Consider the following 19,233-nt stretch of genomic DNA (forward strand, 5'->3'; position numbering starts at 1 on the left):
CCTCATTTAACAATATTTATCCCTGTGAGGATTTACATCCCTTTCAACAGAAGCTATCTTCAGAATTTCAATACCGTGTTCCTTGCTGCACTGATTGATTGTATCAATATCCTCCGCTTCAACCATTAAAGAAATCCCACAGCATTTACTTGCAACTCTGGGGGTAGGAGCTATGGTTGCCCGAACCCCCAGAGCCTTTAATTCTTTGTAAAGACGCATGCCGTTATCGTGATTGGGAAATAATACATAATGCTGTACAATCTGCATATGATACTTACCTCTCTACATCATTTTTGCAGTACGCCGCTTAGTTATTTAACATTTCCACAAACGCACTGATTCTTGTGCGGAGCTGCTGCGCATCACTGTCTGTATAATCTGTTTCTATTCCAAGAACCGGAATACCTGCGTCCTTCATTGCCCGTTCTACAAAATATCCTTCAGTATCATAAAGGTTGCAGAATTTCAGGTTTACATCGATGATGCCATCAACTTTATATTCCTTTGCAAGCCGGAGAATATCATCAATTCTTCCCTCATTTGGGGTAAAACAGGCACAGTTAATTTTCATGTATCTCTCTGCCAGTGCCTCGATTTGTTCTTCTACAGTCTCTTTCGTCTCATCCACCTGATTTTCGAAATAGCGGGTTCCTGTACACATTTCTTCACAGACAACAGCGGCGCCGCTGGTTTCAATAATATTATGTAATTTCCAGTTCGGAATTGCAAGAGGAGTTCCTGTCAGCATAATTCGTTTTGTGCCTTCTGGGACTACACTGACGCCATCCTGCACACGCTGTTCCAGTTCATCACACAATTTATTCGTCATTTGTGTAAACCTTGCAGGGTCATCATAAAATGCAATTTGGGAAATGACCAGTGCGTCCGTACCGCTGATCGGGAGCTTCTCATTTTTACGGTAATTATATAATCTTTCCAGTGCTTTTCTCTTGTTATTGATTAATTGAATGCTTTCCCCAAGTTTCTCTCCGGTCACTTTATTTCCGGTAAATTCTTCAATCACATCTTTGAATGTCTCGATTTCCTCTGCCCATGCTTTGATATCTTTTGCACGTTTCATCTGCGGAAGATTCATCACATGAACCGGAACATCTTCACTTAATATTTCCCATGCCTTCTTTTTACCGTCGCAGGTTGTTTCCCCAATATACATGTCTGCGATTCTGAAAAATGGACATGTGCGGTCAAGTCTTGCCCCTACAGATGCCTTGATGAGTGGACATGTATTGGTTGGAAGTACTTTCTCCCCTCCTGGTACCCAGAACTGGGAGCCACCGCAAAGTCCTGTTGCAATTGCATCTGCTGCAAATATGATTTCGTCCGGAACAAATACACAGAATGTACCAAAAACTTTACCGCCTTTTTTCTGGTGGTCAATTAATTCTGCCGGACGGATACCATGGATATCTGCTACCACCATGTTGTAGTAATCCATACTCTCCGGACGGTTTTCCTGAGATAAAAAGACATCCCCAAATGCCTGGGGGAGAACCTCACACAATTGATCGTGAAGCTCCAGATTCATCCCCAATTCATCCCACATCTTCTGATTATCAGCCATCTTAATTTTTCCTCCTTAGTTTTTTCGTTCAGTAATCGACAATATTTATCATATCATTTCGAGGCATTAAGAACAATAAAACGGAGCAGGACGGCTTATTGATTTTTTCCATGATTAGGGTTAGTTATTGATAAAACCTATACAAGATTTTTAGTATAACAAAGCTTTCAACCCTGAGATACAAAGTTCAATTTCTTCTGCCGTATTACTTGCACTGAAGGAAAATCTTACAGTCCCCTGAGGAAATGTGCCGAGAGATTTGTGCGCAAGAGGAGAGCAGTGAAGCCCCACCCTTGTCATAATGCCATACCGCTGTTCCAGCTCAAATGCTGCGATGGCATTATCCAGGGCCAGAAAATCCAGTGATACAACCGCCAAACGGTTCTGAAGATCTTGACGGCCCGCAATACGTACGTTGGGAAGTTCTTTAACTCCCTCCAGAAAATGCCGGGTTAAATCCATTTTTTTAGCATGGATATGGGCAAGGCCCAGTCTTTCTATGTGTGAGAGTGCTGCATGAAGTCCGATAATGCCTGGAAGATTCATGGTCCCGCTTTCATACTTGTCCGGAAGATTCTCCGGCATTTCAAAAGAATCTGACTGGCTTCCGGTCCCTCCTGATATATAGGGATCTAACCGTTCTTTTAGTGCTTCTGATATGAGAAAACCTCCAATACCCTGAGGGCCAAGAAGTCCCTTATGTCCAGTAAATGCGAGGAAATCAATGCCCCAGGCTTCCATATCAATATCTAATGTACCTGCACTCTGGGCTGTATCTACAGCAAAAAGCAGGTGTCTGCGTTTACAGATATCCCCAATCTCCTGAATAGGCGTGATGGTCCCGCATACATTGGAGGCATGGGATACAATCACAGCCTTTGTATGAGGTCTGATCAATGCTTCTAATCCCTCTTGGCTCACATTCCCCTCTGCATCTGTGGGTGCGGTATCGTAAGTGATTCCCTCCTGTACCATCTGGTTCAGCGGGCGCATCACTGCATTATGTTCCATCCCGGTTACAATTACATGATCCCTGGATTTCAAAAATCCTTTGATAAAATAATTCAGAGAATAGGTAATCCCCGGGGTGAAAATTACATGTTTAGAATCAGGCATGTGAAAGAGCCTTCCCAACTGCTCCCGTGTATCCAGCACCAAGCTTTCTACTGCATAAGCTCCTTCGTAATTTCCTCTGTTGATGTTAAAGGCACCGCTCATCAGAAGTTCCGACATGGCCTCTGCAACTCCCGGAGCTTTCGGCCAGGAAGTACTTCCGTTGTCAAAATATATTCTGTTTTCCATAATCAGCCTCCGTAACTCATTCACTGAACAAATTCTAAGATATCTGCAAAAGGATGTCAATGACAATTGTCCGGTGATTTTTTTTGTTTGCTTTGAATATTCTATAATGAGGATTTTATAAAGTAAGGGAACATATGGGGTATTATATCAACGTAGAGCCAGATGTGTACATTTATGTGGAAGATATCAATCCACGGGGCAGAAAGACGATACTTTTTCTTCATGGATGGCCTGGGAACCTTAATTTGTTTGAATATCAGTATAATCAATTGCCCAAATACGGCTACCGGTGTGTTGGGCTGGACATGCGGGGATTTGGACGCTCCGCCAGACCATGGAGAGGATACGACTATAACCGTCTGTCTGATGATGTCCGGGCTGTAGTAGAAGCACTGGGGCTGAAAAATTTTGTTCTGGGGGGACATTCCACGGGAGGAGCGATTGCTGTGCGCTATATGGCAAGACATCAGGCTTTTGGTGTTTCCAAGCTTGCTTTATTTGCAGCCGCGGCACCCAGTTTAATTGAGCGTTCTTATTTTCCTTATGGATTATCCAGACAGGAGGTTCTGGATATCATACAAAACACTTACACAGACAGGCCTGATATGCTGAGAGGCTTTGGCAATATGATTTTTCACAATTACGTGACGCCTGCTCTTTCAGACTGGATTTTTGACATGGGACTTCAGGCTGCCAGCTGGGCTACCGCAGCAATTGCTAATACCTGGCTGGAGGAAGAGGGGCTTTTTAGAGACTTAAAAACAATTCGTGTTCCAACCCTGATTCTTCATGGTCTGAATGACCTGGTGTGCCTTTATCCTTTGGCAACAGCGCAAAAAGAAAGTATTCCAGATGCAAAACTGATTCCTTTTGAATCCTGCGGACATTTCCTCTTCTATGATCAGCAGAAAAAATTTAATAAGGAATTGCTTTGCTTTTTGGAATGATAATAAAGCAGCGCACATAGAATTTTGCTTTATGCCATATTACTTGAACTATTTATGTTCAGGCAGTATGGCATATTCCATGATGTAATCATCCATTACATATCCGTTACCAATATCTGCAACCTGCGTATCCACAGTTTTAAAACCAAGATGACGGTACACAGCAAGACTGCCATGGTTCTCTTTATTGCAGGTCAGCCAGATAGAAACAAGACCCCGCTCTTTACAGAGATTTGTTAAGAAATCAAAGGCCTTTGATGCCAGATGACGCCCTCGGAATTCTCTTTTTATGTAAAGTTTGCTTAGGAAGAGCTTTTCATTTTCAGGGTGAACACCGCAATACCCGCAGAAATTTCCGCTGTCAAAAATCTGATAGTATTCATAACCGTCTTTTAACTGTAATTTCAATGCAGGTACGGACTGAAATTTGTCTATCATATAATTTACCTGGCTGGTTCCGATGATGGGGGTAAAATGCTCATGCCAGATAGCTTCTGCCAAATGGGCAACCTCATTTATTTGCTGCTCGGTTTCTACTCTAACTGTGTGAAATATATCAGTCATAATAATGTGCCTCTTCCTTTGTTATTTTTTTTCAGTTCCTGCCGGAACTCTTTACAGATAAAGGTATTATACCTCTGTCCGGCAAAATCATCAAGATTGAACTATGCATGTTCAGCTGGATGTGGTACAATATCTGACATACTTGGGTTGATTCTCATCGCGGAGGTTATGGACATGATTTCACTGCATCTCACCAGTGTCAAGGACTATATGGCACATTTATTATTATCAGAAACATTTGATAACTTTCTCTTCATCGAAGGTCAGATTGTCACTTTCAATACCTTTACCATAGACGGTTTTATACAGAAAGCATTTTTTTCGGAAGAGGAGAGCATTTCGGAATATTCTTCCTGGAAAAATCTTAGAGACTATTGCCTGTCACTGATTAAAGGGAAAAAAACACCTTTAAGCTTCAAGTTCGTGTTTAGCCTGGCCCCTGCAAATATAGAACGCCTTATTGAGCAGAATCATCTGGATTTTCAGATGGACCAAGTACAGGGATTGTACCTGAACATCCGGTATGACGGCAGTAAGCTCCAGTGTGTGACCGGAACTTCACTAAAAACTTTCACCATGGATAAATCTTTGGAACAGGCGTGGGATAAGATGGTGCAGAAATTCTTTACACAGAAAGAAATTGCCTATGAAATAGAAATATCTTAAATGAATAACCTGGCCCTCTCACAAGAAATATTTTTGTGAGAGGGCCAGGCTTCTTTATTTTATAATTTTTATTTTGTCAGAAGCATCATGATTTCATTGCTTCTCTGTACAAATGCTGTCATCTCTGCCGGACTTAACGGTTTATGTGCCAGCATTGCCAAGTCGAACAATTGTCTGCAGATAACCGGTACGCTTTTGCTGCGCTTATGTTCTACGATGAACTGCACCAGTGGATGGTTGGAATTCAGGATTAATGTAGCCTGGCTTCCGAACATACTTGCATCCATTCCGCCCATTCCATACATTTTCATCATTTCTTCCATACGTCTGGACTGCTCTGGGAGAACTGCCATGGAGGCAACGTTATCATCCTTTAATTTTTCAACTTTCACATCCAGCTTATCATTGTTTAATTCCTTGCGGAAAATATCAATGAGACTGTCTGAAGTCTTTTTGAAATTTTCCTTTTCTTCCTCTGATACTTCATCTTTCAGAGAATCATGGACCTCTGCATCAATCCTTTGGAACCTTACCTTTGGATTCCGCTGCTCCAGATAAGTAATAAAAGAGGTATCGATATTGTGGGTCAGCAGGATTGCATCCTGTCCCTGCTCCTTGAACATATTGATGTATTGGCTTTGCTGCTGTTCATTGGTTACATAGTAGATATTTGTTTTAATTTCTTCTACTTCATTTTCTGCATTGTTTTCAGCAGTATCCTCAGGTTTCTCCTCTTTCGGTGTTACGACAGAACCACCGTTTTTCTCAATACACTCTTCCAATGTCAGGTATTTGTGGTCTAAGTTCTTGAAAAGGATGGAACCTTTGACCTTCTCACCAAACTTTTCGTCTTTCAGACAGCCAAACTTAATGAATGGACTGATGTCATCCCAATACTTCTCATAGTTTTCTTTATCTGTCTTAAACATTCCGTTCAGTTTATCTGCAACCTTTTTGGAAATGTAGTCTGCAACCTTATTTACAAAACCGTCATTTTGCAGCGCACTTCTGGACACATTCAGCGGCAGGTCAGGGCAGTCAATGATTCCCTTTAATACCATCAGAAACTCAGGAATTACCTCTTTAATATTATCTGCGATGAAAACCTGATTGTTATACAGCTTGATTGTTCCATCGATGGAATCATATTCCGTATTAATTTTAGGGAAGTACAAAATGCCTTTGAGGTTGAATGGATAGTCCATATTCAGGTGAATCCAGAACAATGGTTCCTTATAATCCATAAATACCCTGCGGTAGAAATCTAAATATTCTTCCTTGGTACATTCGCTTGGATTCTTTGCCCAGAGGGGATGAATATCACTGATGGAAACCGGACGTTTTACAATCTTTACTTTCTTCTTTGGTTCTTCCGGTTCACCGTCTTCTCCTTTTTTTGGCTCCTCTGTAATATGTTCCACTACTTCATCCGTATCCAGAACCTCTTCTTCATCAATTGTCTCATAAACAGGCTCTGCATTTGCCTTGGAAAGGAAAATCTCAACAGGCATGAAAGAGCAGTATTTCTCCAGCACTTCTTTTGCCCTGTACTCATTCGCAAACTCAAGGCTGTTTTCATTCAGATACAATGTGATTTCCGTACCAACTTCTGTCCTGTTTCCGTCCTGCATTTCATATTCGGTACCGCCTTCGCTTACCCAATGCACAGGGACAGCCCCTTCCTGATAAGACAAGGAATCTATGTGTACCTCGTCTGCAACCATAAATGCAGAATAGAAGCCAAGCCCGAAATGCCCGATCATATCATCTTCACTTGTTTTGTCTTTATATTTTTCGAGGAACTGTGTAGCGCCAGAAAATGCAATCTGTGTAATGTATTCCTCTACTTCCTCCGCCGTCATTCCGACACCATTATCAATAAACTTCAGAGTCTTTTCTTCCGGATTTAGAATCACTTGAATTTTCGCTTTGTAGCCATCCGGTAAATCATATTCTCCCATCATATCCAGCTTTTTCAGCTTTGTAATTGCATCACACCCATTGGATACAAGCTCACGGAAAAAGATATCGTGGTCAGAATATACCCATTTCTTAATAATTGGAAATATATTCTCGCTGTCAATGGATAAATTACCTCTTTTTGTTCCCATGTATAACACTCCTTTTCATTAATAATACCTGTCACGGTGGTCATTTTACCGTCTAAAAATTATTCTAATATACTGCTAATGAAAAGTCAACCTAAAAGTTAGCACTCTTTTAGGGAGAGTGCTAATAAAAGTATGAAAAAAATAAAATATTTATAAACAACTGTATTTTGGAAAGTAATTTTGTTTGAGTTTTTAAGATTACTCAGACAAAAATACATATAAAGAAAACCTCACTTGCTGTAATTGTTAGAAATGCACAATTGAAGATGTCCATTTTTAGCAATTATGTAATGTTGCAAAAAGTTAGATAATGTTATAATATAACACATATAAAGCAACAAAAACTAAAATTTTAAAAGGAGAGATAACATGAAAAAGAGAAACAAATGGTTCGCACTTGCAATTAGTATGTCATTAGTATTTTCTACAGCTGCATTAACCGGCTGCGGAGCAAAAGAGGAAAAATCAGAGACGGCACCAAAGCAGGAAGATTCAGCTGGCACTGAAAAAGAAGGAAGCGGTAAGAAATTTGCGTACTGCACATCGACACTGAATAACCCATTTATGACAACGATTGGAGATGCATTGAAAGAAGCGTGTGAAGCAAATGGTGATGAACTGGTAATTTATGATCCTCAATATGACCAGGCGAAGCAGATCTCACAGATTGAAGATGCTATTACACAGGGCGTAGATGGAATTTTCCTGCTGCCTGTGGATTCCGATGGTGTAAAGAATGTACTGCAGACAGCGAAAGACAAAGATATTCCGGTAATTGCTCTTGATAATCCGGTAACAGATGTAGGTTTAGTTGCAGCAAATGTAGCATCTGATAATTTTAATGCAGGCCATATCGTAGGTGAGGCAATGATAAAAGATTTCCCGGATGGCGCAAAGATAGCAGTCATTGATTCCCCTACTATGGTAGCTTGCGTGGACAGGTTCGAAGGGTTTAAGGCAGCACTTGAAGAAGCCGGTATGACTGACAAATTTGAGATATGTGCCCAGCAGGACGCTCAGGCATCTTTGGAAAAGGCAATGCCGATAGCTGATAATATGATTCAGGCAAATCCGGACATTGAAGCATTTTACGGAATTAATGACCCTACTGCCCTTGGAATCATTGCAGCTTTGCAGGCGGCGGATAAATTAGAAGGTATTAAAATTTATGGGGTTGATGGTTCACCGGACGGAAAATCAGCGATTGAAAATGGAACATTACAAGTAACTGCAGCACAGTCACCAGTTGGTATTGCTAAGACTTCATATGATAATATGCTGAAGGTTTTGGACGGAGGAACGATTGAGAAGGATATTAAAGTAGAGACATTTAAAATTGATAAGGATAATGTTAGTGAATATGGAGTAGATGGATGGCAGTAAATTAATATATTTCTAATTCTACATAACAGGTGAAATGCTGAGTGGAGGGAGCTGCCCTCCATTCTTTTTCAATAGGAAGTGAGGAAAAACGTGCGTAATTATGTTTTAGAAATGAAAGGCATAGAGAAAAAATTTGCAAACGTATATGCACTGGAAGGGGTTCATCTGCAGCTGGAAAAAGGAGAGGTGCATGCGCTTCTCGGAGAAAATGGGGCAGGTAAGTCCACATTAATTAAGGTATTAGGCGGGATATATAAGGCAGATGCAGGGCAGATTATGATAGAGGGAAAAGAGGCTGCGATTCAATCTGTCAAAGATGCACAGGCTTATGGAATCAATATTGTACATCAGGAAATTGTACTTGTCCCCCATATTAGTGTTGCGGAAAATATTTTTCTCGGAAGAGAGCCTGTGACCAAAGCGGGGCTTAAGGATAAGAGGAAGATGTTTAGGGAAGCAGGAGAACTGGTAAAACAATTAGGCCTGGATATTGATGTAAAAAGAGATGTCTATCATCTTACCATTGCACAGCAGCAGTTAGTGGAGATTGTTAAGGCGGTATCTTTTAACTCCAAAATTATTGTAATGGATGAACCAACATCCTCTCTTGCAGAACGGGAAGTAGAGTATTTATTTGGGGTCATCAACAAATTAAAACAACAGGGAGTAAGTATTATTTATATTTCTCACAAGCTAAATGAGTTGTTTACAATTACAGACCGGATTACCGTTTTGAGAGATGGGAAATATGTGGACACGAAAGAAACGAAATCTACAACAATAGATGAGCTGATTAAAATGATGGTGGGCCGGAATCTTACAGAATATTATTCCAGAGGTGAACATTCTATTGGCGGGGTTGCTTTTGAGGTAAAAGAACTGGCACAAAAAGGAGTGTTTGACAATGTATCTTTTCATATTAAGAAGGGAGAAATTGTAGGATTTGCAGGACTGGTGGGAGCCGGAAGAAGTGAAATTATGCAGGCTATATTCGGAGTATCCTCAATTGATTCCGGCGAGATATTTATTGACGGGAAAAAGGTGCAGTTTAAAAGTGTCCAGGATGCCATTGAACATGGGATAGCCTTGATACCGGAAGACAGAAAGAAGCAGGGCCTTGTTCTGAAAAATACAGTTGGATACAATATCACCTTGACAGTACAGGACCAGTATAAGAAATTTGTTCATATTAACCGGAAAAAGCGGGATGGAATTATTGACAGATACATTAAGGCTTTTTCCATAAAGACACCATCACCGGAACAGCTGGTAAACAATCTGTCAGGGGGGAATCAGCAGAAAATTGTGTTGTCCAAATGGCTGGCCACAAATCCAAAGGTGTTAATTCTGGATGAGCCGACAAGAGGTGTTGATGTTGGAGCAAAATCAGAGATTTATACAATTATTGACCAGTTGGCACGGGATGGAATGGCAGTGATTTTAATTTCTTCGGAATTACAAGAAATAATTAATATGTGTGACCGGATTTATGTAGTATCTCAGGGGCAGGTTACCGGTGAACTGCAGCGGGAAGAGTTCGATCAAGAGAAAATCATGTATCATGCAACAGGAGGAAAATAAGGAATGTCTAAAGAAAATCGTGTTAAAATAGCTGAAAGAACAAATAATCCGGTTTTGAAATTTTTCAGTGAAAATCTTGGTATTATAGCCGCATTGATTGTAATCTCTGTTATTGTGGCGATTATGTCCCCTGTCTTTTTAAGTGTGGATAATGCGTTAAGTGTAGGCAGGCAGATATCTACAAATGCTGTCTTAACGCTGGGGATGGCAATGGTGATTATTACAGGTGGCATTGACCTTTCAGTTGGTGCAGTTGTAGCCCTGACAGGTACTCTGTGCGTTGGTTTTATCAACCAGGGAATGCCGGTGCCTGTTTCAGTTATACTCTGTGTGGGGATTGGCGTGCTTGTTGGGTTTCTGAATGGAGTGATCATTGCAAAAACAGGGATGGCCCCATTTATCGTAACAATGTCGACTATGAATATTGGCCGGGGAATTGCATATTTGTACAGCGGCGGTCTTCCCCTGCGCTGTACCCGGGACGATTTTGCCGTATTGGGAACCGGATATTTAGGACCTGTCCCGCTGCCCATTATATATCTGGCTGCGCTGATACTTATTGTATGGCTGCTTTTATCAAGAGCAAAATTTGGTACATATGTATATGCTTTGGGCGGGAATCGTGAGGCAGCAAAGTTTTCTGGAATTCCAACGGTAAAAATTGAGATAATTGTGTATACCCTATCTGGGTTTCTGTCAGGATTTGCAGGGGTGGTTCTGGCCGCAAGGATGTTTTCAGGACAGCCATCTGTACAGCAGGGAGCAGAAATGGATGCCATCGCAGCCTGCGTACTGGGAGGTGTATCTATGACCGGAGGAATGGGAAAAGTAGGCGGTACTATGATTGGGGCACTGATTATAGGAGTCATCAGCAATGGCCTGAATCTGTTGAATGTGAATTCCTTTGTATCTAATATTGTGAAGGGAATCATTGTGTTAATCGCAGTTTATATTGATATTATTAAGAAGAAGAGAATGTTGAAAGGATAGAGGAGAACCATGTCAGTTGCAGGATTGGATATTGGTACCAGCGGATGTAAAATTGTAGTTTATGATTTAGAAGGAAATGTGAAAGCAGCCTGCAGCCATGGGTATAAAGAAGAGGGGACTGACGGCTATAGAGAAATAGATCCGGCAACAGTTCTTTCAGGGGTGAAAGCGTGTATAAAGAATGTTTCCAAACAACTGGATGAGCCTATAGAGGCGTTGGCTGTAGGTACGCTGGGAGAGTCGGTTGTCTGCGTTGACGGAGATGGGATGGCTCTGGGGAAATCCATGGTGACTGGTGATAAGCGGGGGATTCCCGAGGTGGAAGAAATTCTGCAAAAAGTCGGTAAGGAAGAGATCATGGCAATAACAGGAATCCCTGCAAGTGAAATGTATTCATTGCCCAAGCTGCTGTGGATGAACAAGCATACTAATATACTTAGGAAAGCCAAATACATTTTTACCTACGAGGATTATATCGGGTTCTATCTTACCGGAAACAGAAAAATCAGTTACTCATCGGCATCCCGTACAATGGCCCTTGATATTGAAAAAAAAGTATGGTCTTCCAAATTATTGGAGTTAGCAGGGATCTCGGAAAAACAGATGTCTCTTCCGGTCAGTGCAGGGACGATTGTGGGGAGGGTACTTCCTGAGGTTGCAGAGGAACTGGGATTATCTGCGGGGATGCAGGTTGTTGCAGGGGGACATGACCAGGAATGTGCGGCACTGGGGGCAGGAGTGGTTACACCAGGAATCGGAGAGGACGGACATGGCACTTGCGAGGTGCTGAACCTAATGCTGAACGAGCCCTTAAGAAACAGTTCTATGATGGAAACAGACCTGGCTTGTATACCGGGAATGATACCAGGAACCTATATGACAAATCTGGAAATTACCACTTGTGGAATACTGATGAATTGGAGCCGGGACTGCATCTTTGAGGGAATTCACAGAAGATGCAGGGAAAAAGGTGAGGATTTTTTTGCATATATGGACCGGAAAGCTACAGAACTAAAAACCGGACTTTTGGTATTACCGCAGTTTGGCTCATCAGGCCACCCGGATATTAATTACGACATGAAAGGGATGGTATGGGGATTGACCATTCACACAAAGCCCGAAGAAATATATCTGGCGGTGAAAGAATCTCTGGCCTTTCAAATGAAGATGGCTTATGAATATGCGGGTTTCTTAAATATAGATGTGAAGCAAATTACAATAACAGGCGGTGGAGCGGTTTCCGAACTTACTATGCAAATCCGCTCTGATGTATTTGGGGTGAAAACAGTTTCACTGAAAAATAAAGAGGCTGGAACACTGGGGTGTATGATTGCGGCCGCGACGGCAATGGGGCATTATTCCAGATTTGAAGAGGGGGTGAAACGTACGGTAAAGATTTTGCGGACCTACAGACCCAGAGAAGAATGGAAGGAATACTACCAGTTAAAATATGAAAGATATAAAAGGCTATATCACAAAATGCACGATTTTATATAGGAGAAATGAAAATAAAACAGTTATATTTGGAGAGGCGCAATGGAATATTATTTGGGTATAGATATTGGAACTTCGACAGCAAAGATAATAGTCATTAATGAAGAGGGAATAGTGGTGAATTGCTGTGAACAGGAATACCAATATTCTCAGCCAAAACACGGCTGGAAGGAAATATGGCCGGAGGTATGGGTAAAAGCGGTGAAAGCAGGTATGGCAGAGCTGCTCTCAGGTATCGAGCGAAGTCATGTTAAGGCGATTGGAGTGTCAGGGCAAATGCATACCACAGTATTTCTGGATTATTCAGGAATTCCCATACGGCCGGCTATCATGTGGAATGATGTTCGGACAAAAGAATATTTCCCGGAACTTAAAACAGCTCTGAAGCAAGAAGATACCAAAGCAATTTCTAAAATAATTTCTACAGGAAGCCCTGCGGTTAATCTGCTCTGGCTGAAAGAACATGAAGAGGAGGCATTTAAAAAGCTTGGAAAGTTTCTAATCGGTCCTGATTATCTGGTGTATTACTTAACGGGGTGTTACAGTACGGATTACTGTCAGGCGTCCACATCTTCTCTATATAATACCGAAGACTGCTCCTGGTCTGAGACAATGATGAAATTAATCGGACTTTCAGAGGAAATGTATCCGCCGATTAAAGGAAGTCAGGAGATCGTAGGGAATCTGCGAAAGGAAATACAAGAAGAACTTGGACTTTCGCCGGATGTAAAAGTAATTGCCGGAACAGGGGACAATTCTGCCGCGGCTATATCTACAGGGAGCTTGCAGTATGGTTATCCTGTACTGTCAATTGGTACTTCGGGAGTTTTAATCCTGCCAAGAGGGAAGGAAAAAGCGGACTCAAAAGGGAAGGAAATCCTGTTTTCCTTAGATGGAAAGGATATCATTTGCATGACTCAGGGAGTGGTGCAGTCTGCTGGAGGGAGCTATGAATGGTATGTAAGGAAGATTCTCGGTATCAGCGACTTTAACAGCCTGATGGCAGATGTGGATGTTTCGGAACTGGGAAATAAGCAACTCTTGTTTTATCCTCATTTGACTGGGGATAAGACCATTTATGCAGATTCCTCTCTGCGGGGTGCCTTTATCGGACTGGAGATGAATGACTTAAAGGAAGATTTGGCGGTTGCGGTTATGGAAGGAGTTTGCTTTGCTGTAAAGCAATTAATTCAGGAAATGGGGCTGTCCACAGAAACTTTGGAAGAGTTGATGGTTACTGGAGGAGGAGCTAATAGTAAGGTTTGGATGCAGATTATGGCGGATGTATTAAATGTACGGATAGTTCAGCTGGATGGGAACGAAGGGGTTTCTTACGGAGCAGCAGTTTTGGCAAAAAATGCGCTGAAAGGGAACCATGAAATAAGCCCTGGAACAGGAACGGAGGTCAGTACCCGGAATCATTTTGACCCAAGGCGGCTTAATGTAGAACGATACCAGCGCAAATATGAACAGTATCTGAGAATACATAATGCTATCCAAAAGATTTTCTGATGGCCGGACTTTTAATCATTAACACAAGACTGCAATCCGGTTTGTTTTATGATATGATGTACATAAAATAAATGATAAAGTGGGGTATGTATATGCTGAAGGATAAAAGAAGACAACAAATTCTGGAGTTGTTAAAACGTGATGGTCAGGTAGAGATTAGTGTCCTGAGGAAGATGTTTGATGTAACAGAAATGACAATCAGGCGGGATTTGGACAATTTGGCTGCTGCGTATGACATAGTGCGTACCCATGGCGGTGCAATGCTTTCAGATATCCAGCAGAGTATAGAACTCCCTTATGAGCGGAGAATTGGGTCCCAGGGGGACGAGAAGAAACGAATCGCAATGAAGGCATTATCCTTGATTAAACATAGACAGACGTTGTTCTTTGACTCTGGTTCAACAACTTATTACATGGCTCAGAATATTGGAAACGATAAGAGAAACACTATTTTAACCACAGGGGTAAATCTTGCACCGGAATTGCTGAACCGCCAGAATGTATCTGTAATTATGATTGGCGGAGACTTGCGGAGAAATACAATTTCCAGCTGCGGACCTCTGGCGGAAGAACAACTGAACAAATTCAGGGTGGATATTGCATTTTTGGGTGCAAATGGAGTTGGTGATGATGGATATGTATATATTGGAAATTCAACGGAACTTGGAATAAAGAATACTGTAATGAATATCGCAAAGGAGAATTATTTGTTAGTAGACTCAAGTAAATTTGGATGTTCACAATTTCTCCATTATGCAAAATTAAGTGATTTTGATGGGGTGATATCAGACCCGGGACTTTCAGAAGATATCATAAAGAAAATGAAAAAAATGGGTGCGAATATCATTATCGCCTAGTTATACTAGCATTAAGGAGATAAAGGATATCCTTCGGAACTTTGCGGTTAAAAATGAAAATTAACAGGTTTTGGAGGAGATATAAAAATGAAAATTGTAAATGGATATGATTTAATGGAATATGGGAAAAAGCATAAGTATCTGCTGCCGGCATTTAATACTACGAATTTGGAAATGACCTGTGCCATTGCCAAAGGACTTAATAAAGTAAAGCTGCCCGGCTACATACAGATATCATCAAATAATCTGAGGTTATCCAGTCCGGAAACGATTGTTGCAATAACGAAAGAGGCAATCAAGAACTCGGATGTGCCGATTGCACTGCATCTGGATCATGGTAAATCTTATGAAGATGTAAAAAAATGTGTGGATGCAGGGTTTACATCTATTATGATTGATGCGTCTCATCTTTCCTATGAAGAGAATATTGAAGCGACAAAAAAAGTAGTGGATTACTGTCATTTTTACGGAATACCAGTGGAAGCGGAACTTGGCGCTTTAAAAGGAAAAGAAGAAGACATCGTAAATGAAGCGGACTGTAAAACGGATCCGGAGCTTGTACATGATTTCGTGACCCGGACAGGCTGTGATCTTCTTGCAGTTTCTATTGGTAATGTACATGGACTTGACATTGAACCGAGAATTGACATTCCTCTGCTAAAAAAACTGGCACCTCTTAGCCCGGCACCATTGGTTATGCACGGAGGGTCCGGTATCCCCTTCGAGATTATCCGTGAAATAAAGCAGCATGGTATGCTGAAGGTAAATTATGGCTCTGACTTAAGAAAGGCATTTGTTGCCACATTTGGAGAAGCTTATGTTCAAAATAATGGTGTTGCAAGTGTGATTGAACATAGTTTGGATGCAGTAGAAAATGTGAGTAAAACAGTACAGTATATTACTAGTACGATTAATCAATAGCCGGTTGGTACATGGGCTGAGTATTGCATAATTTCAGAAGATATGTTATATTGTAGACATAAAGAGAACAACCGCCCACAAAGTGGTTAGCCTCATAAAGGGTTTTAGCTACTTACGTAGCCGCCTATCCTGTGTGCTAGACAGGGTAGGCATTTTTATTTTCGCTTATTATTCCTATCTATGTAGGTAAACAGCGCAATAAGGAAAATCCCAAATGTCAACATCAAAGATATCGCATCTGATATATCCATATACACCGCCTCCCTTCTTCCGTGAAGTTCCGGGAGGCTGCCACCCTGTATCGGTTGTTCCGAAATACAGTATATCATGCTCCGGTGCCTTCTAAATAGCCATCAAATTATAAAATTTCTCTTTACATTTCAATATCAAATTCAAACAAGCTGAATCTCCCTGGAAGATTGACTTTTATAGATAAAAAAAGTATTATAAGTTATACATACAGCGATTTGCTTCGGATACAGAGATATAAATAAAAAGGACTGCAAAAACGAATGATGAAAAAAAGAAAACGACGATTAATCATATATTGTTGTGCCGCAATTATTATACTTCTTGCAGGTATTTTGATGGCAGAAGTTGTGAGTGCCCTGACGAGCAAAAAAGTGGATACATCCGAAGGAGTGAAGATTCTGAAAGAAGCTGAATCTGCGGACATAAAGAAGATTGAAGAGAAGATGGAAAAGCTGGCGGAAAAGGCGCAGGAAGAGCAGAAGAATGCTAAGACAGATACAAGCAGGAATTACAAAGCCATATTTGCAGATTCTGTGGTGATGGGGGATTCAATATCAGAGGCGTTTATAAAATATGATCTTCTTAATGCGTCCAGCGTTGTGGCAAAGATAGGTGCAGAGCTTGACAGTCTGGGTGAACAGGTGGCAAGTGTGAAGCAAATCAATCCACAAGTGATTTTTCTGGCTTATGGGACAGGCGATATTGCTGCCACAGACGGAGATGTGGATTTGTTTGTTAAGAAATATGACGCTTTAATCCAGGAAATTCAGAAAGAGCTCCCTGATACAAAGATTTTTGTGAATTCTATTTTCCCGGTACAGGAGCAGAAGATAGAAAAAGAACTTGTTTATGAAAAATTGGAGGATTATAATGAGGCGCTGCGCACCCTGTGCGACAAAAAGCAGATTGCCTTTATTGATAATACGGAATTGGTGTCAGACCGTTATTATGAAGAGGATGGTGTGCATTTTAAAGCAGCATTCTATCCACACTGGATGGACCGGATGGCGGAGGTGGCGTCTTTATGATGGATAGAAATTCTGGTATAAATGATTCCGGTGCAGGCAGTGATTCCAGAGGCGGTTACTATAGAAGGCCGGCCGGAAGGACAAGAAAGCCGGGACTTGCGGAGGTTTTGAAGTATCTTATTTTAGCAGCTATGGTTGCTTACATTTCTTTTCTTATGGTATTTACCAGCGGAAGTACAAAACCCTTTGAGGAGATTGAGAAAGCGGTGGAGGCTTCGGTGGATATGGAGAATGTGAAGAAAGCAGACGTACAGGGGCTGAAGCGATATTACGGACTGAACAGTGCAGATTATGACGGCGTGATGCTGTATATTTCAGAAAGCAGCATATCTACGGAAGAGATACTTTTGATTAAGGTAAAAGATGACGGACAGATGCAGCAGGTAAAAGAAGCTGCCGAGGAGAGAATTGAGAGCAGGAAAAACGATTTTGAAGGCTATGCCCCTGAACAGGTGCAGTTGCTTAGTCAGGCACAGGTTTCTGTCCGCGGGAAGTATCTGTTCATGGCTGTAGCTCCTAAGGCAGAAAGTTATAAAGATGCTTTTATGAAAAGTCTATAAAAATATGGTATCTGTTCAGAACCATGAACAGTTACAAAATATGTTACAGTGAGAGGAAGCTAAAAGATGTTATTTAGCAGTGTCACATTTTTGTTTATATTTCTGCCGGTTACATTGGCGTTGTACTATATTGTTCCGGAAAGGTTCCGCAATATTGTTATGCTGGCAGCCAGTTTGATTTTTTATGCGTGGGGAGAGCCGCTTTATGTTGTATTAATGCTTCTCTCTATTCTTTTGAATTATATCTGCGGACTGGATATCGAATCGAAGCGGGAGAATCCCCGCAAGGCGAGAAGAAGCCTTATTTTTGCTGTGGCAGCAAATGTATGCCTGCTGGGATTTTTTAAATATTATGGTTTTCTCCTGGACAGTCTGAATGCAGTTCTTCCCGGGGATATTCCATACAGGGAACTTCCGCTGCCTATTGGAATCTCATTTTATATGTTTCAGGCTATATCCTATATCATTGATGTCTATAGAAAACAGGTAAAGCCTCAGGAGAATCTTCTGCATCTCGCATTATACATTTCTATGTTTCCTCAGTTAATAGCTGGTCCCATTGTTCGCTATATTGATATTGAAGATCAATTGAAGGGCCGGAAGGTGTCTATGCGCAAGTTTGGACAGGGGGCTGAATACTTCATAATTGGCCTGGGGAAAAAGGTGATATTGGCGGGCTCGGCAGGACAGATTTTTGACCAGATATCGGGACTGCAGATGGGGAGTTTTTCAGTGCTCACCGCATGGGTTGGCTGTATTTCCTATGCTTTTCGTATTTATTTTGATTTCAGCGGCTATTCAGATATGGCAATTGGTCTGGGGAAGATGTTTGGATTTGAACTTGGGAAAAACTTTGACTATCCTTACATATCCACCAGTATCACTGAATTTTGGAGAAGATGGTTTATTTCTTTGAGCACCTGGTTCAAAGAATATGTTTATATTCCGCTGGGCGGAAGCCGCCGCGGACAATCAAGGCAAATGCTGAATATTTTGATTATGTGGGTGCTGATCGGGCTTTGGTACGGCGCTTCCTGGAATTTTTTGATTTGGGGATTGTATTACGGAATTCTGCTTATATTGGAAAGATTTGTATGGGGCAGAGTTTTGGAGAAGCTTCCGGCAGTAGTGAGACATATTTATACAATGATACTTGTTTTGATTGGGTGGACATTCTTTTTCAGTCCAAATCTCAGGTATGCTCAGGATTATCTGGGAGCAATGTTTGGTCCGGGCGCCAGTACATTTGCGGATAAACAGGCAATTTTCTATGTCACAACACATTGGCTTTTGTATCTGGCTGCCGTACTGGGGACTTCCTGTGCAGGATACAGGATAATCCGGCGCATTGCGGGTGGTTTTAATAATATTCGGGCAAGAAAGGCAGCGGCAGCAGTCGTATATATTGGTATATTTTTAATTTCCATTGCCTATCTGGTAACAGAATCCTTTCATCCGTTTTTATACTTTAGATATTAGGTGG

Annotated in this window: 18 protein-coding genes; 12 read left to right on the forward strand and 6 right to left on the reverse strand. The window is 41.4% G+C overall.

From position 1 onward, the window contains the following. Positions 1 to 6: 6 nt before the first annotated feature. The 3 genes from A8805_RS04860 to A8805_RS04870 all read right to left on the reverse strand — a co-directional run bounded on the left by A8805_RS04860 (position 7) and on the right by A8805_RS04870 (position 2,884). The gene (locus tag A8805_RS04860) at positions 7 to 267 is read right to left on the reverse strand and encodes a DUF3343 domain-containing protein (RefSeq protein WP_109709077.1); all 261 of its coding nucleotides are present in this window, start codon (positions 265 to 267) and stop codon (positions 7 to 9) included. 40 nt (positions 268 to 307) lie between these two features. Further along, the gene (locus A8805_RS04865; RefSeq protein ID WP_109709078.1) at positions 308 to 1,582 is read right to left on the reverse strand and encodes a double-cubane-cluster-containing anaerobic reductase; all 1,275 of its coding nucleotides are present in this window, start codon (positions 1,580 to 1,582) and stop codon (positions 308 to 310) included. A 150-nt stretch (positions 1,583 to 1,732) separates the two neighbouring features. Then, entirely contained in the window at positions 1,733 to 2,884 is a 1,152-nt protein-coding gene (locus A8805_RS04870) for an aminotransferase class V-fold PLP-dependent enzyme (protein ID WP_109709079.1), read from the reverse strand. Between the two features lie 134 nt (positions 2,885 to 3,018). Here A8805_RS04870 and A8805_RS04875 point away from each other — a divergent pair, with 134 nt between their 5' ends. Then, positions 3,019 to 3,831: an alpha/beta fold hydrolase gene (locus tag A8805_RS04875; protein WP_109709080.1), complete on the forward strand. Its 813-nt coding sequence runs from the start codon at positions 3,019 to 3,021 to the stop codon at positions 3,829 to 3,831. Between the two features lie 48 nt (positions 3,832 to 3,879). Here the strand turns inward: A8805_RS04875 and A8805_RS04880 are convergent, their stop codons facing one another. Then, entirely contained in the window at positions 3,880 to 4,395 is a 516-nt protein-coding gene (locus A8805_RS04880; protein WP_109709081.1) for a GNAT family N-acetyltransferase, read from the reverse strand. A gap of 174 nt (positions 4,396 to 4,569) precedes the next feature. Between A8805_RS04880 and A8805_RS04885 the strand changes: the two genes are divergently transcribed. Next, positions 4,570 to 5,061 (forward strand): DUF5721 family protein, encoded by a 492-nt coding sequence (locus A8805_RS04885; protein WP_109709082.1) that lies wholly within the window; start codon positions 4,570 to 4,572, stop codon positions 5,059 to 5,061. 68 nt (positions 5,062 to 5,129) lie between these two features. Here A8805_RS04885 and htpG read toward each other — a convergent pair whose 3' ends face one another. Next, entirely contained in the window at positions 5,130 to 7,172 is a 2,043-nt protein-coding gene (gene htpG, locus A8805_RS04890; protein WP_109709083.1) for a molecular chaperone HtpG, read from the reverse strand. A 369-nt stretch (positions 7,173 to 7,541) separates the two neighbouring features. On the opposite strand from htpG, the gene A8805_RS04895 reads away from it, so the two are divergent. The 7 genes from A8805_RS04895 (at position 7,542) to A8805_RS04925 (ending at position 15,910) form a co-directional block, all read left to right on the forward strand. Further along, positions 7,542 to 8,555 carry a sugar ABC transporter substrate-binding protein gene (locus tag A8805_RS04895; protein ID WP_109709084.1) on the forward strand — a complete coding sequence of 338 codons (1,014 nt, stop codon included), beginning with the start codon at positions 7,542 to 7,544 and terminating at the stop codon, positions 8,553 to 8,555. Positions 8,556 to 8,666: 111 nt separating this feature from the next. Beyond that, complete coding sequence (locus A8805_RS04900) at positions 8,667 to 10,136, forward strand: sugar ABC transporter ATP-binding protein (protein ID WP_330405730.1); 1,470 nt, start codon at positions 8,667 to 8,669, stop codon at positions 10,134 to 10,136. 3 nt (positions 10,137 to 10,139) lie between these two features. Next, complete coding sequence (locus tag A8805_RS04905; RefSeq protein WP_109709086.1) at positions 10,140 to 11,126, forward strand: ABC transporter permease; 987 nt, start codon at positions 10,140 to 10,142, stop codon at positions 11,124 to 11,126. Between the two features lie 9 nt (positions 11,127 to 11,135). Beyond that, on the forward strand, positions 11,136 to 12,623 hold the full coding sequence (locus tag A8805_RS04910; RefSeq protein ID WP_109709087.1) for an FGGY-family carbohydrate kinase: 1,488 nt from the start codon (positions 11,136 to 11,138) through the stop codon (positions 12,621 to 12,623). A gap of 39 nt (positions 12,624 to 12,662) precedes the next feature. Then, entirely contained in the window at positions 12,663 to 14,132 is a 1,470-nt protein-coding gene (gene xylB, locus A8805_RS04915) for a xylulokinase (RefSeq protein ID WP_109709088.1), read from the forward strand. Positions 14,133 to 14,203: 71 nt separating this feature from the next. Next, positions 14,204 to 14,989, forward strand: a complete 786-nt coding sequence (locus tag A8805_RS04920; RefSeq protein ID WP_109709089.1) for a DeoR/GlpR family DNA-binding transcription regulator — start codon at positions 14,204 to 14,206, stop codon at positions 14,987 to 14,989. Positions 14,990 to 15,076: 87 nt separating this feature from the next. Further along, positions 15,077 to 15,910 carry a class II aldolase gene (locus A8805_RS04925; RefSeq protein ID WP_109709090.1) on the forward strand — a complete coding sequence of 278 codons (834 nt, stop codon included), beginning with the start codon at positions 15,077 to 15,079 and terminating at the stop codon, positions 15,908 to 15,910. A 155-nt stretch (positions 15,911 to 16,065) separates the two neighbouring features. Here the strand turns inward: A8805_RS04925 and A8805_RS22820 are convergent, their stop codons facing one another. Further along, a complete protein-coding gene (locus A8805_RS22820) occupies positions 16,066 to 16,239 on the reverse strand; it encodes a putative holin-like toxin (RefSeq protein ID WP_330405731.1) in 174 nt (57 codons plus the stop codon). 183 nt (positions 16,240 to 16,422) lie between these two features. Between A8805_RS22820 and A8805_RS04930 the strand changes: the two genes are divergently transcribed. The 3 genes from A8805_RS04930 (at position 16,423) to A8805_RS04940 (ending at position 19,229) form a co-directional block, all read left to right on the forward strand. Then, positions 16,423 to 17,190, forward strand: coding sequence for a GDSL-type esterase/lipase family protein (locus A8805_RS04930; protein WP_109709091.1), 768 nt, complete (start codon positions 16,423 to 16,425; stop codon positions 17,188 to 17,190). Beyond that, positions 17,187 to 17,750: a DUF4358 domain-containing protein gene (locus tag A8805_RS04935; RefSeq protein WP_242992275.1), complete on the forward strand. Its 564-nt coding sequence runs from the start codon at positions 17,187 to 17,189 to the stop codon at positions 17,748 to 17,750. Before A8805_RS04930 ends, A8805_RS04935 begins: the two co-directional genes overlap by 4 nt. Positions 17,751 to 17,816: 66 nt before the next feature. Next, positions 17,817 to 19,229: an MBOAT family O-acyltransferase gene (locus tag A8805_RS04940; RefSeq protein ID WP_109709092.1), complete on the forward strand. Its 1,413-nt coding sequence runs from the start codon at positions 17,817 to 17,819 to the stop codon at positions 19,227 to 19,229. The last annotated feature ends 4 nt before the right edge of the window (positions 19,230 to 19,233 follow it).

The organism is Faecalicatena contorta (genome assembly GCF_003149105.1).
GTDB lineage: Bacteria > Bacillota > Clostridia > Lachnospirales > Lachnospiraceae > Muricomes > Muricomes contortus_C.

Bases quoted from the DNA above. Each gene is read 5' to 3' on its own strand.
- A8805_RS04865 (WP_109709078.1), bottom strand. From the start codon at position 1,582: ATGGCTGATAATCAGAAGATGTGGGATGAATTGGGGATGAATCTGGAG.
- htpG (WP_109709083.1), bottom strand. From the start codon at position 7,172: ATGGGAACAAAAAGAGGTAATTTATCCATTGACAGCGAGAATATATTT.
- A8805_RS04940 (WP_109709092.1), top strand. From the start codon at position 17,817: ATGTTATTTAGCAGTGTCACATTTTTGTTTATATTTCTGCCGGTTACA.
- A8805_RS22820 (WP_330405731.1), bottom strand. From the start codon at position 16,239: ATGATATACTGTATTTCGGAACAACCGATACAGGGTGGCAGCCTCCCG.
- A8805_RS04930 (WP_109709091.1), top strand. From the start codon at position 16,423: ATGATGAAAAAAAGAAAACGACGATTAATCATATATTGTTGTGCCGCA.
- A8805_RS04920 (WP_109709089.1), top strand. From the start codon at position 14,204: ATGATAAAGTGGGGTATGTATATGCTGAAGGATAAAAGAAGACAACAA.
- A8805_RS04880 (WP_109709081.1), bottom strand. From the start codon at position 4,395: ATGACTGATATATTTCACACAGTTAGAGTAGAAACCGAGCAGCAAATA.
- A8805_RS04905 (WP_109709086.1), top strand. From the start codon at position 10,140: ATGTCTAAAGAAAATCGTGTTAAAATAGCTGAAAGAACAAATAATCCG.
- xylB (WP_109709088.1), top strand. From the start codon at position 12,663: ATGGAATATTATTTGGGTATAGATATTGGAACTTCGACAGCAAAGATA.
- A8805_RS04870 (WP_109709079.1), bottom strand. From the start codon at position 2,884: ATGGAAAACAGAATATATTTTGACAACGGAAGTACTTCCTGGCCGAAA.
- A8805_RS04895 (WP_109709084.1), top strand. From the start codon at position 7,542: ATGAAAAAGAGAAACAAATGGTTCGCACTTGCAATTAGTATGTCATTA.
- A8805_RS04885 (WP_109709082.1), top strand. From the start codon at position 4,570: ATGATTTCACTGCATCTCACCAGTGTCAAGGACTATATGGCACATTTA.
- A8805_RS04925 (WP_109709090.1), top strand. From the start codon at position 15,077: ATGAAAATTGTAAATGGATATGATTTAATGGAATATGGGAAAAAGCAT.
- A8805_RS04900 (WP_330405730.1), top strand. From the start codon at position 8,667: ATGAAAGGCATAGAGAAAAAATTTGCAAACGTATATGCACTGGAAGGG.
- A8805_RS04910 (WP_109709087.1), top strand. From the start codon at position 11,136: ATGTCAGTTGCAGGATTGGATATTGGTACCAGCGGATGTAAAATTGTA.
- A8805_RS04860 (WP_109709077.1), bottom strand. From the start codon at position 267: ATGCAGATTGTACAGCATTATGTATTATTTCCCAATCACGATAACGGC.
- A8805_RS04875 (WP_109709080.1), top strand. From the start codon at position 3,019: ATGGGGTATTATATCAACGTAGAGCCAGATGTGTACATTTATGTGGAA.
- A8805_RS04935 (WP_242992275.1), top strand. From the start codon at position 17,187: ATGATGGATAGAAATTCTGGTATAAATGATTCCGGTGCAGGCAGTGAT.